The organism is Methylobacterium isbiliense (assembly GCF_022179325.1).
Lineage (GTDB): Bacteria > Pseudomonadota > Alphaproteobacteria > Rhizobiales > Beijerinckiaceae > Methylobacterium > Methylobacterium isbiliense.
Genome location: NZ_BPQQ01000110.1, coordinates 1 through 12,016, shown reverse-complemented (window position 1 = coordinate 12,016; position 12,016 = coordinate 1). Strand labels below are relative to the sequence as shown.

The 12,016-nt window shown below is 71.0% G+C and carries 9 protein-coding genes; all 9 read right to left on the bottom strand.

The window, feature by feature from the left end:
* Positions 1-2 precede the first annotated feature (2 nt).
* The 9 genes from MFF61_RS31580 to MFF61_RS31540 all read right to left on the bottom strand — a co-directional run bounded on the left by MFF61_RS31580 (position 3) and on the right by MFF61_RS31540 (position 11,266).
* Positions 3-485 carry a TIGR02444 family protein gene (locus MFF61_RS31580; RefSeq protein WP_238241646.1) on the bottom strand — a complete coding sequence of 161 codons (483 nt, stop codon included), beginning with the start codon at positions 483-485 and terminating at the stop codon, positions 3-5.
* A 95-nt stretch (positions 486-580) separates the two neighbouring features.
* Positions 581-1,927, bottom strand: a complete 1,347-nt coding sequence (locus tag MFF61_RS31575) for an MFS transporter (protein ID WP_238241645.1) — start codon at positions 1,925-1,927, stop codon at positions 581-583.
* 108 nt (positions 1,928-2,035) lie between these two features.
* The gene (locus MFF61_RS31570; protein WP_238241644.1) at positions 2,036-2,827 is read right to left on the bottom strand and encodes an enoyl-CoA hydratase/isomerase family protein; all 792 of its coding nucleotides are present in this window, start codon (positions 2,825-2,827) and stop codon (positions 2,036-2,038) included.
* Positions 2,828-2,867: 40 nt separating this feature from the next.
* A complete protein-coding gene (locus tag MFF61_RS31565) occupies positions 2,868-4,418 on the bottom strand; it encodes an AMP-binding protein (protein WP_238241643.1) in 1,551 nt (516 codons plus the stop codon).
* A complete protein-coding gene (locus tag MFF61_RS31560; RefSeq protein ID WP_238241642.1) occupies positions 4,411-4,935 on the bottom strand; it encodes a (2Fe-2S)-binding protein in 525 nt (174 codons plus the stop codon). The genes MFF61_RS31565 and MFF61_RS31560 overlap by 8 nt, the downstream gene beginning before the upstream one ends.
* Positions 4,923-5,762, bottom strand: a complete 840-nt coding sequence (locus MFF61_RS31555) for an FAD binding domain-containing protein (protein ID WP_238241641.1) — start codon at positions 5,760-5,762, stop codon at positions 4,923-4,925. The genes MFF61_RS31560 and MFF61_RS31555 overlap by 13 nt, the downstream gene beginning before the upstream one ends.
* A complete protein-coding gene (locus tag MFF61_RS31550) occupies positions 5,759-8,719 on the bottom strand; it encodes a xanthine dehydrogenase family protein molybdopterin-binding subunit (RefSeq protein WP_238241640.1) in 2,961 nt (986 codons plus the stop codon). Before MFF61_RS31550 ends, MFF61_RS31555 begins: the two co-directional genes overlap by 4 nt.
* 125 nt (positions 8,720-8,844) lie before the next feature.
* A complete protein-coding gene (locus tag MFF61_RS31545; RefSeq protein ID WP_238241639.1) occupies positions 8,845-9,795 on the bottom strand; it encodes a helix-turn-helix transcriptional regulator in 951 nt (316 codons plus the stop codon).
* Between the two features lie 61 nt (positions 9,796-9,856).
* Complete coding sequence (locus tag MFF61_RS31540; RefSeq protein ID WP_238241638.1) at positions 9,857-11,266, bottom strand: sodium:solute symporter family protein; 1,410 nt, start codon at positions 11,264-11,266, stop codon at positions 9,857-9,859.
* Positions 11,267-12,016: the final 750 nt, after the last annotated feature.

Sequence of the window (12,016 nt, the reverse complement as noted above, 5' to 3'; positions counted from 1 at the left end):
GGTCAGGTTCCCGCGAAGGCGCGGAGCAGCGCTTCTCGCGGTGCCCGCGGCAAGGGCCGGCCGAGATGGGCGGCGTAGAGATCGAGGTGACGGCGGGCCGCTGCGACGGGCTCCGGCGCGGCCGGCTCCGGATCGGACGCGCCGGCCGCAAGCGCCGTCAGGGCGAGGCGCTCCGCCTCAATCTCGACGGCTTTGATCCGGTCCCGGAGCGGCTCCGCCGGGAGGCCGGGCAGTAGCGGCGCCTTCATGGCCCGACGCACGCCCCTGAGCGGCGCGACCACGGCGGCGCGCCATGCCGCGACGGTGGCGTCGGCCGACCGGACCGCCGCCGCGTCGAGAGCGCGGCCCGTCTGCGCGCACCAGATCAGGTAGAGCACGAGGGTCACATCCGCTCCCGCCTCATCCTGGAGGGCGAGGCAGGCCGCCGCCGCGCCCGGACGGCCGTAGAGGACGAGGGCGAAAGTCCAGAGCGGATCGGCGTCCATCACGCAGTCCTTCCGCGAACGAGCACGACCGGCGAGGGACACCCCACGCCGGTCGCGATGGCTGCCGCGGGTTCCGGTCCGCGGTGGGCGCGCGCTCAGATGCGCTCGAGATTGCCCCGCGTCTCCTCCGTGAGGAAGGCGCCGATGAGGTAGATCGCGGTGACGGCGGTCGTGAAGATTGCGAGCATCATCGGGATCTGGCTGGGACCGTCGACCGCCAGCGACACCAGCGTCGGCAGCATGCCGCCGAGCGCGAAGCCGACATTCCAGGTCAGGCCGGTGCCGGTGGCCCGCAGCGCGGTCGGGAACTTCTCGTTGAGGAAGATCAGCAGCGGGCCGTAGCTCGCGTTGGCGATGAAGGACAGGAGCAGGACGTAGAGGGTGAGCAGGGTGGTGTCCGTCGTCCCGGCCATGGCGAGGAAGAGGGCCGGGAAAGCCACGAGCCGCACCACGCCCATGAGCAGGAAGCTTGCCCGCCGCCCGATGTGCTGGCTCAGCTCGCCGAGCGCGCAGGCGCCGATCGCGGCGGCGACGTTGGCGCCGATGAGGATCATCGACGCGGTCGCGTTCGGCACGCCGTTCACGAGCTTGAGGTAGGTCGGCAGGTAGCCGGAGGTCAGATAGTAGGCCGCACCGCCGCCGAACGAGACCAGGGTCGCGACCAGGAAGGCACGCATGTGCTCGGCCGAGAACAGGGCGCGTACGGGCGAGGCCACCACGGGCGCCCCGACGCGGCGGGCCGCCTTTTCGGCCTGGAGCTGCCTGAAGATCGGCGATTCCTCGAGGTTGCGGAACAGGATCAGGCCGACGACCGAGGTCAGGAGCCCCGAGAAGAACATCACTCGCCAGCCCCATGAGGCGAAGGCCTCGCCGGGCGCGAGCAGGGAGACGATGTAGAAGACCAGCGAGGCCAGCAATCCGCCGATCGCGGCGCCGCCACCGCCGACCGCACCCGACATCAGGCCGCGCCAGCGCTCGGGCACGGATTCGGTGCCGATCGTGTGCGAGGCCGCGACCACGCCGCCGACGAAGATGCCCTGGATCAGGCGAAAGGCGAGGAAGATCGCGGTGGCGACCCAGCCGATCTGCCCGACCGTGGGCAGGAGTCCGAAGGCTGCAGTCGAGACGCCGACGCCCACCACCGCGATCATCAGCGCGCGCCGCCGGCCGAGGCGGTCGGCGTAGGAGCCGAACAGGGCGGAGCCGAGGGGCCGGATCAGCAGCGTGACGGCGAAGGAGGCGTAGGCGCCCGCCAGCGACAGCATCGGCTTGTCGGCAGGGAAGAACAGCGCGCCGACGACGGGCGCGACGTAGAGCAGGATGAAGAGATCGAACAGGTCGAGGCCCCAACCGAACAGCGAGGCCATCGCGGCGGTGGCGGTCTGGCGGGTCGTCGGCTTGGGCAGCGCCTCAGACGCGGGAATCGTGGTAGCGGCGGACATGGGGTCTCCTCCTTCGGGCATGCGCCCTCGTTGGCCCGGCCGGTGCGGCCGGGCCTTGGATGGTCGTGAGGGTCGGTCTGGCGCCGGCTCGGGCGGGGCAGGGCGGCTCTAAGCGCCGCGGAACGTCGGCTTACGCTTGGCGTGGAAGGCCTCGACGCCCTCGCGGAAGTCGTCGGACTGGCGCAGGCGGCTGTAGCAGTGCCCTTCGAGCTCGATGGCGATCGAGAGGGTCGCGTCCTCGGTGTCGTTGAGGAGCTTCTTGGCCGTGCGCTGGGCGATGGGCGAGAAGGCGCGCAGCTCCTCCACCAGCGCGTCGACGGCGGCTTCGAGTTCGCCGTCCGGCACGCATTCGGTGGCGATGCCCCATTCCAGTGCCTGCCGGCCGGGGATGCGCTTCGAGCGCATCACGATGTCCTTGGTGCGGGTGATGCCGACGATCTTCTGCAGGCGGGCTGAGCCGCCGGAGCCCGGGATCTGGCCGAGCTTCTGCTCGGGCAGCGCGTACTGGCAGGTCTCCGAGACGATGCGGAAGTCACAGGCGAGCGAGATCTCGAAGCCGACGCCGAATGTGTATCCGCGGTTGGCCGCGATCACGGGCTTGGCGCAGCGGGCCGGCGCGGCAATGTTCCAGGCGAGCTTGGAGACGTGCTCGGGCGAGGCGTCGAGGAAGCCCTTGATGTAGCCGCCCGACGAGAAGTGCTCGCCCTCGGCGCGCAGCACGATCACGCGCACGCGGTCATCCTCGTCGAGGGCCTCGAACACCTTCCGGATCTCGTCGCGCTGGGGCATCGCGATCACGTTCATGGGCGGGCGGGCCAGGATGACGTCGGCGCGCTCGCGGGCGGGGTCGATCTCGACCCGGAAGCCGTCGAGGTTGGAAAGCCGGGGATCGCTGGTCATGGGGTCACTCTCTGGTTGACCGGATGGGGAAGGGGTCGTTTCAGGCGGCGGCGGAGGGGTCCCCCGCCGCCTCGGCCTCGTACTCGCCCGCGACGAGCCGGCGGCGCAGGAGCTTCCCGACCGGGGATTTCGGGATCTCGGCGACGAAGACGTAGGTGCGCGGACGCTTGTGGCTCGGAAGCCCGGCCGCGCGGCAATGGGCGTCGAGAGCAGCCTCGTCGACGGGCGCGCGGCGCTTGACGAAGGCGGTCACCACCTTGCCCCAGCGCTCGTCGGGCAGCCCGACCACGGCGATCTCCGAGACCGCCGGATGCAGCGACAGGCAGCTCTCGATCTCGACCGGCGAGACGTTCTCCCCGCCGGTGATGATCATGTCATCGACCCGGCCCGTCACGAAGACGTCGCCGTCCGCGTCCATGAAGCCGGTGTCACCCGTGAAGTACCAGCCGTTGCGAAAGGCCTTCGCGTCGGCCTCCGGGCGGCGCCAGTAGCCCTCGAAGGCCTCGTCGCCGCTCGCGATGACGGCGATCTCGCCCTCCTCGCCGGCGGCGGCGGCGGTCTGCGGATCGGTGGCGCCGAGCGGCACGATCCGCACCATGGTGTTGAGGCCGGCCCGCCCCGCCGAGCCGGGCTTGGCCGCGGCGTCCTGGTTGATCGTGAAGGTGTAGACCTCCGACGAGCCGTAATGGTTCACGAACAGGTCCGGCCGGAACGCCTCGGTCAACCGGCCGAGGAGGCCGTCCGTCATCGGCGCGCCCGCAAAGCCGAGCTTGCGCACCGAAGATGTATCGGTGGCGGCGAAGTCCGGATGGTGGACGAGGTCGTGGTAGAGCGTCGGAACGAGGTAGAGGTTCGTCACCCGCTCGCCCGCGATCAGGCGCAGCGCCCCCGCCACGTCAAAGCGCGGCAGGCACACGAAGGCGCCGCCCACGAGCGACATGGCCAGCAGCGAGCGCACTCCCATCGTGTGATAGAGCGGCATGACGCCGAGCGTCCGCTCGCCGCGGCCGTAGAGGTTCTGGGCTACGTGGGCGAGGGCGGCGGCGCGCTCGGTGCGGTGGCGGCGCGGCACGCCTTTGGGCTTGGCCGTGGTGCCCGACGTGTAGAGCATCAGCGAGACCGCCTCGGCATCCGCTCTCGGCATTGCGGGCTCGGCCGCCACGGCTTCGAGGTCGGCGAAGCGTGTCTCGCCGGGTTCGGGCTCCACGCCGACGGCGATGCGCGGGCAACGGCGGGCGGCGGCGCTCGCCCGCACGCTCGCGGCCGAAATCCCTTCGTAGGCGACCGCCTTCGCCTCCGCGTTCTCGACCGCGAAGTCGATCTCGTCGGGATTGGCCCGCCAGTTGATCGGCGTGAGCACAAGGCCGGCGAACTGGCAGGCCCAGTGGAGCGTCGCCGCCTCCAGCCGGTTCTGCAGCACCATGACGACGTGGTCGCCGGGCTCGAGGCCGAGCGCGTCGAGGCCCGCAACCACGGACGAGATCAGCCGGTACCACTCCGCATAGGTGAGGCGGCTCTCCCCGTCGACGATGGCGAGTTCCCGCGGGTCGCGGGACACGCTCGCCAGGAAGCTGGTGCCAAGGTCAAGCATGGGATGGGGTCTCCTCGATCGATTCGCCGCGCAGCACGGCGGCGGCCTCGACGGCGGCCGCGATGATCGGGGCGTAGCCGGTGCAGCGACAGAGATGCCCGCCAATCACCTCGGTGAGCTCCGCCCGCGTCGCGTGCGGGCGACACCGCAGGTAGGCGTCCAGCGACATCAGGATCCCGGCGGTGCAGAAGCCGCATTGCAGGGCGTGGTGGCGCCGGAAGGCCGCCTGGAGCACGCCGAGCCGGCCGGGCTCCGGTGCCAGCGCCTCGACCGTACGCACCTCGCAGCCCTCAACGGCGACGGCGAGCGTCAGGCAGGCGCGGGCCGGCTCGCCATCGATCGCGACCGTGCAGGCGCCGCAGACACCGTGCTCGCAGCCGACATGGGTGCCGGTCATGCCGAGCCCGTGGCGAAGCGCGTCGGTGAGCAGCGTGCGCGGCTCAACCTCGACCCGGGCGGGGGCACCGTTCAGCGAGAAAACGATCTCGTGGCGCCGCACTGCGTCTAGCCTTGGCATCGGCGGGCCTCCTCTGCGGCCTGTTCCAGGACCCGGCGACCGAGGCGGCGCACGAGGTCGCGGCGGTAGCGGGCGGTGGCGTGGATGTCCTCCCCCGCGCCGAGATCCCAGGCGAGGGCGTTGAGGGCGTCGTCGAGGGCGGTGCCGTCGAGGAGGGGCCAGTCGCGGGCGGTCGGCCGGTCGGCGACGCCGCCCACCGCGAGCCGCATCCGCCGGCCGTCGACCACGGCCGCGCAGGCCACGATGGCGAAGTCCCCGTGACGCCGCCCCACCTCCGCGAAGGCGTAGCCGGTGCCGGGCGCGCGCAGGGGCAGGCCGATCGCCTCAACGAGTTCGTCGTGGGCCCGGTCGGTCACCATCATGCCGACGAAGAAGTCGTCCGCCCGCACCCGCCGCGCGCGCTTGGCGGAGCGCAGATGCACCTCGCCCTCCAGGGCGACGAGGCAGAGCGGGATCTCGGCGCTCGGGTCGGCGTGGGCGACGGAGCCGCACAGGGTGCCCCGAGCGCGGGTCTGGACGTGGCCGACGAAGGGGAGGGCGGCGGCGAGAAGCGGCAGCTCGTCGGCGACGTGCGGCCGGTCGAGAAGGATCGCCTGCCGCGTGCCCGCCGGGACCACGAGGGCGCCGTTCTCGCGGCGTGGCGTGCGCAAGGTTTCGATCCGCATCACGTCGACGAGCAGGCCGGGCTTCGTCAGCCGCATGTTCAGCATCGGCACGAGCGACTGGCCGCCCGCGACGATGCGGGCCTCGTCGCCGTGGCGGGCGATCGCCGCCAGCGCCTCGTCGAGGCTCGCGGCGCGCAGGTAGTCGAAGCGGGCAGGCTTCATGCGGAGAATCCCAGGCGCACGAGGAGCCGGCGCAGCAGGCCGGGCCGGGCCTCGCCCCCGCCGGCCCGGCGCGCGAGTGCGGAGAAGAAGCCGCCGATGATCACCCGGGCCGCCCCGTCGAGGAGCCGGCCGCCCACCGCCGCGACCTTGCCGCCGACCGAGGCCTCGTAGGCGTAGCCGATGCGGGTACCGCCCCGGCCGTCCGGGGCTAGGGTGATCCGCCCGCTGCCGCCGCCGTTCCCGAGCGCTCCCGTCACGGCGCCCGACAGCGTCGCGGCCCGGGGCGGATCGAGGTCAGAGAGGGTGATGTCGGCCTTGTAGCGGCCCTTCACGGGGCCGACGCCGAGCGTTACGTCGGCCCGGAAATGTGTGTCCGACAGCTTGCGCACACCGTGCGCGCCGGGGATCACCGAGGTCAGCACGGCGGGGTCGAGCAGCATCGCCCAGACCGCCTCCGGCGTCGCCGCCACGCGGGCCTCGCCGGTCCCGCGCAGGGTCCGGTCGCCCGGCCGGATCGCCGCCTGCGCGGCGCGGCCCTGCGGCGGGGCCGGCTCCTCGCCGCGCGCCGCGAGCGCGGCGAGCTTCGCGGGTGTCAGGGGCAGGTCGATAGCCTCGAGACCGAGAGCGTCCGCCACCGCGTTGGCGAGGCAGACCGGCGTCGACATGCAGTTGCCTTCGCCCACCCCCTTCGCCCCGAGGGGCGTGAAGGGCGAGGGACTCTCAAGGTGCAGGACGTCGAGGTCCGGGATCTCGGTCGCGGTCGGCAGGAGATAGTCGGCGAGGGTGCCGGACAGGAAGGCGCCATCCTCGCCGTAGGCGAGTTCCTCGTACACCGCGGCGCCGAGCGCCTGCGCAAAGCCGCCGCGCACCTGCCCCTCGACCATGCCGGGGTGCAGGATCCGGCCGCAATCGTGCATCGAGACGTAGCGGTCGATGACGAGCTTGCCCGTCTCCCGGTCCACCTCCACGCCGCAGAAGTCGAAGATGAAGCCGTGGCAGAGCGAGGAGTTGATGGCATCGCCCTCGTCGGGCGCGATTAGTTCCGGCGGCGTCCAGAAGGCGGTCTCGCGGATGACGGCGCCCACCTCGTCGGGTACGAGGCCCGGCGACCAGTGGCTCGTCGCGGCGACGCGCGCGAAGGGGAGGGCGGCGTCCGGGTTCGTACGCGACGCGACGCGCCCGCCCGCGAAGACGAGGTCCTCGGCCCGCACGTTGAGCTGGGCCGCCGCCACTAGGGCGAGCCGGTCGCGCAGGCGCGTGGCGGCCTGGTGCGCCACCCCGGCGACCGCGGCGGCGAAGCGGCTCGAGTAATTGCCCGAGGCGATCGACCAAGCGTCCTTGGCGGTGTCGAGATCCACGGTCACCCGGACCTGATCGAGGGGGATGCCGAAGACGTCGGCGACGACCTGGGCCAGGACGGTGCGGTGGCCCTGACCCTGCGGCACCGAGGCGACCTGCACGGTCACCGAGCCGACCGGGTCGAGGGTGACGGTGGCCGTGGCCTGTGCGCCGTTCTTCGGGCCGGCCTTGGCGCGCTCGGCGGCGGTCAGCACCGTGGTGATGTAACCCATGTTCGAGACGCTCGGCTCGACCGCGGCCGTGAAGCCGATGCCGTAGAGCCGGCCCTCGGCGCGGGCCTCCGCCCGGCGGCGTCGCAGCGCGTCGAGGCCACCGTCGCGGACCGCCTCGTCGAGGGCCCGCCGGTAGTCGCCGGAATCGTAGAGCGCCCCGGTCGCGGTCCGGTACGGGAAGGCGTCGGACGGGATTAGGTTGCGCCGGATCACGTCGAGCGGGTCAAGGTTCAGCGCGAAGGCGATGCGATGCACGAGACGTTCGAGGGGGTAGTAGACCTGCGGACCGCCGAAGCCCCGCACGAGGCCGGTCGGCGTCTTGTTGGTGACGACAACCCGGTTGCGGATGCGCAGATGCCGGATCGCGTAGGCGCCGGTCATGTTGCCGTGCATCCGGTACAGGGTCGCGGGCTCCGGCGCGCGCAGGGTGGCGCCGCAATCCTCCACCTGGTCCCAGTCGAGGGCGGTGATGCGGCCCTCCCCGTCGAAGGCCGCCGTCAGGGTGGTGACGCGGTTCGTCGCCGAGACCGAGGCGGCGAGGTGCTCCATCCGGTCCTCGATCCACTTGACCGGGCGCCCGACCTTGCGGGCGGCGGCGCAGATCAGGACCGCGTAGGGGGCGACGCCCTGCTTGACACCGAAGCTGCCGCCGGAATCCGGCGGCGTGCGCAGGCGCAGGCGGTTGCCCGGCACCTTGAGGGCGCGGGCCACCACGGCGTGGATGCTGAAGGGACCCTGGAAGTTCGCGAGGAGGTCGTAGGAATCGTCGCTCGGGTCGTACTCGGCGACGACCCCGTAGGTCTCCATCGGCGAGCCGGTGTTGCGGGGGTAGCGAACCGTCACCGAGAGGGTGTGAGGCGCCTGCGCGAAGGCCGCTTCCGGATCGCCGTACCGGAAGGTGCGGTCGCTCACGAGGTTGCGTCCCACGCCCTCATGCAGGACGGGGGCCTCCGCGGCGAGCGCCGCCAGCGGGTCGACTACCGCCGGCCGGACCCGGTATTCGACCTCGATCAGGTCGCAGCCGTCCTCCGCGAGGTAACGGTCCTGCGCCACGACCACGGCGACGGGCTCGCCGACGTAGCGCACTCGGTCGACGGCGATCGCCCGCGCATCCACGGCGGCGCGCAGTGCCGGGACGAGGGGACCAGCGACGTCGGCGAGGTCGTGCCCGGTGAGCACTGCGACCACACCCGGGAGCGCGCGGGCCGCTTCGGCGTCGATGCCGAGGATGTCCGCGTGCGCGTGGGGCGAACGCAGGATCGCCGCGTGCAGCGTGCCGGGCTTGTGCCCGAGATCGTCGATGTAGCGGCCGCGTCCGGACAGCAGAGCGGCGTCCTCGACGCGCTCGACCGACTGCCCGACGAAACGGCTGTCCTCGATGCCCAATGCTCGCTTCCTCGTCCGAGGCTCTTCGGAGGCCTCGTCGGGTGCAAACTGCATCGACCCCGCCGCGGGACGTGAGACGTCCCCGTCTCACGACTTACCGAAACGTCTCAAAATGCGCGGGCTGGCTACCCGTCATCCTTGCGGGCTTGCGGATGCGCCCCGTCCGGCGATGGGCGAAGGTCGTGTGGGAGCAAGGACGGCGTCCGCACTTGAGCTGCGGTCGACGGGATCAGGCCGCGAAGGCGGACGATGCTGCGGAAGACGCTCGGGGGCACGCTGACGTGGTCGCGGAAAAAGCGCGAGAAATGCGCGGGTGCCGCGAAGCCCAGCTTTGTGCCGAGATCCGCGAGGCTCTCATCGCTCGAGACGATCGCCTCGACGGCGCGCTCGACGCGGATCGCGTTGAGGAAGACGTGCGGTGAGGCGCCGGTCGCCTGCTCGAACAGGCGGTAGAAATGGGCGCGCGACAGGCCGGCATCGCGAGCCAGGGCCTCGGCACTGAGGCCGAGCCCGTCCTCGCCGCGCATCCGGGCGATGGCCCGCTGCACGCGCCAGTCTCCCCGCGGGCGTCGCCCCGCCTCGCGCAGGGACATCCCGATCTCGCGCCACTTCGTGAACCGTTCGATCAGGGCGATCATCAGCCCCGGCAGCAGCTCGCTCCGGATGCGCGGCGAGCCGGGGGCGTAGACCATCTCGGCGGCGAGGTCCCGCACGAGACCGCGGATCGCCGGGGTGATTAACCCGGCCGGCTCGTGGAAGAAACCCGGTGCGGCGCTCGCTGACCAATTGTGCCGGAATGCGCCGAGCCACGCCGGCTCGATGTAGAGCGCGAGGATCATCGACGCCTCGCGGCGCGGATCGTGCACGTAGGCGTGCGTCTCCCACGCGTTGACGAGGACGGCCTGATGGTCGGTCAGGCTGACCACCCGGTCCCCGACCAGGAACTGCGTGTCGTCGCCCTCGACCTTCAGCAGCACGTGGCAGTGCGGATGGGCGTGCCGGACGAGCCCGCGATCCATGTCGAGCAGGGCAACCCGGCCGAAATCTCCGTACGCGATCTCGAGAGCATCAGACATCGGGCGAGTTTAGCACCCGGTGCCGGACGCAGCCAGTAGAGGCCTTGCCCATCCTCACCCTCTACTTGCGCTGCAGCGACGCCGCCGGGACAGTGGCCGGGACGTCCGTGCCCAACCGCTTCAGCAGGTGATCCGTCCCCATGACGATCAGCGGGATGACCAGCGCCACGTAGGCGTTGTCGATCCCGAAGGGGTCGCCGGCCAGGAACCAGCCGACCGTCAGGACCAGGGAGGCGAGGATGCTGACGACGGCGGCCCGCGGCCGCGCCACGTGCGGCGCGTAGAAGGCGAACAGCACGAGGACGGCGAGGGTGGTGCGCAGGGACTTGGCGAGGAAGGTGACCTTCAGGATGTCCGGCGCGTAGATTGCGAGCGGAATTGGCAGCAGCCCCACCACGATCGTCGCCGTGCGCACGAAGGCGAGCGAACCGCCTCCCTCCGCATCGCCGCGCAGCGGAATGTAGAAATCCTTGTAGAGGAGCGTCGCCGCGCCGATGCTGAGCGCCGAGATCGTGCCGAACAGCGAGCCGGCGAGGCCCGCGACCACAATCGCGGCGAGAAAATCGTCCATCCGGCCGATCAGCGCCGGCAGCACAGCGATCGGCTGCAGGTCCGGCATCAGCGCACCCGCGCAGACGCCGACGAGGGCGGCCAGCAGGCCGAACGGAACGAGGAGAACCGCGCACCAGAAGCTGGCCGCCTGGGCGGTGCGTCCGTCCTCCACGGTGTTGATCGCCTGGATTACGTACTGCGTTGAGAAGACGGCGCCGATGCCGGCCACGAGCCACGCCAGGATCTGGGACCAGCCGACCGTATCGACCGCAAACATCCGGGCCGGAACCTGCGCCTGTAGAGATCCGAGGCCGCCGATCTGCGCAAGGGCGAAGGCCACCGCGACCAGGATACCGACGTACTTGACGAGGGCGTGCAGCACGTTGGTGTAGATCACCGAGCGCATGCCGCCGATGGCGACATAGAGCGTCGCCACCGCCCCGGTGATGACGATCGCAGTGGCGCGGTCCGCCCCGAGCAACCCCGCCAGGATGGTGCCGCCACCCGCGTAGGTCGAGATCGCCACGATCTGCAGGGCGAAGATCATGATCACCGAGGTGGCGAGCTTGGTCGGGCGTCCGTAGGCCCGGGCCAGCGCGCCCGAGATCGTGTTCTCGCCGAGCGTCCTGAAGCGATGCGCCAGGAAGAAGGCGTACAGCATGAAGCCGATGCCGAGGGCCGCGATGTTCCAGGCCGCAGAGAGGCCGACCTTCACGGCGGTCTGCGTTGTGCCGACGCTCGCCGCCGTGCCGATGAACTCGGACATCAGCAGGAAGCCGATCAGGACCGCTGGGTAGCGCGCTCCTCCCGAGGTGAAGCTGCCGGCGCTCTTGGCGTGGCGGCGCGCGACGACACTGATCAGCCCCATCGCCGCCAAATAGGCGAGCGTGAGCGACAGCACGATCCAGTTCGGCTGCATGGCGGCGCTGACCGTCAGACGTCAGCGAACGTGCGCAGGTCACAGCGACTGGGCATGATTCCTCCGGTTGTTCTTTCGGGCGACCGCGCGTGAAAGCGTTCTTGTATGCACCCAGTCAGGAGGATCGTGCGTGCAGAGCAACTATTCATCAAATAGAGAAAATTGATGTCGGCGATCATAAGACATGATGGCTTCGGTCCCACACTCATGGCCAGTCCATGAGCGTCGCGGCGGGCCCGAGTGCGGCAAAGTCGTTGATGGCCAAATGATCATAGTGGGCGACGATGCGGCGGAAGCGCTTGCGTCCTCGGGAACACGTCAAGCCTGCGCTGCCGGACCGACTGCAGGGCAGAGCCGGGATCGGTGGACGCGTTGCTCGCCGCCCTGGCGCAGCTCGAGTGCAACGGCACCGGTGTCCCAGCAAAGCGGGAGCCGCCGCGCAAGCGACCGCGCGGCCTTCTGCATCGCCGCCGGTACATGCACCCCGGTTGTCCGGACGACGATAACCGTGCGCCGCCGTGCCCGACCTCGGCCGCGCGTACCTTCGGGCACCTCTGCGCTCGCCCTCGCCATGCCGGCGTAAGGCCCTGATCTCTTCCGCTGCAACTCCTGCCTAGTCCAACGCCTGCGGCAGTCCATTCTCTCCCTCGGCCATGCTGCGCTTGAACATCATCAGCTTGGCGGTCGTCGGACAGAGCGCGCCCTTGGCCCGGCACCGCACGGTGCAGACCAAGGGCGCGCTCTGTCCGA

Coding starts and splice junctions, on each gene's coding strand:
- MFF61_RS31580 (WP_238241646.1), bottom strand. CDS start 485: ATGGACGCCGATCCGCTCTGGACTTTCGCCCTCGTCCTCTACGGCCGT.
- MFF61_RS31575 (WP_238241645.1), bottom strand. CDS start 1,927: ATGTCCGCCGCTACCACGATTCCCGCGTCTGAGGCGCTGCCCAAGCCG.
- MFF61_RS31570 (WP_238241644.1), bottom strand. CDS start 2,827: ATGACCAGCGATCCCCGGCTTTCCAACCTCGACGGCTTCCGGGTCGAG.
- MFF61_RS31565 (WP_238241643.1), bottom strand. CDS start 4,418: ATGCTTGACCTTGGCACCAGCTTCCTGGCGAGCGTGTCCCGCGACCCG.
- MFF61_RS31560 (WP_238241642.1), bottom strand. CDS start 4,935: ATGCCAAGGCTAGACGCAGTGCGGCGCCACGAGATCGTTTTCTCGCTG.
- MFF61_RS31555 (WP_238241641.1), bottom strand. CDS start 5,762: ATGAAGCCTGCCCGCTTCGACTACCTGCGCGCCGCGAGCCTCGACGAG.
- MFF61_RS31545 (WP_238241639.1), bottom strand. CDS start 9,795: ATGTCTGATGCTCTCGAGATCGCGTACGGAGATTTCGGCCGGGTTGCC.
- MFF61_RS31540 (WP_238241638.1), bottom strand. CDS start 11,266: ATGCAGCCGAACTGGATCGTGCTGTCGCTCACGCTCGCCTATTTGGCG.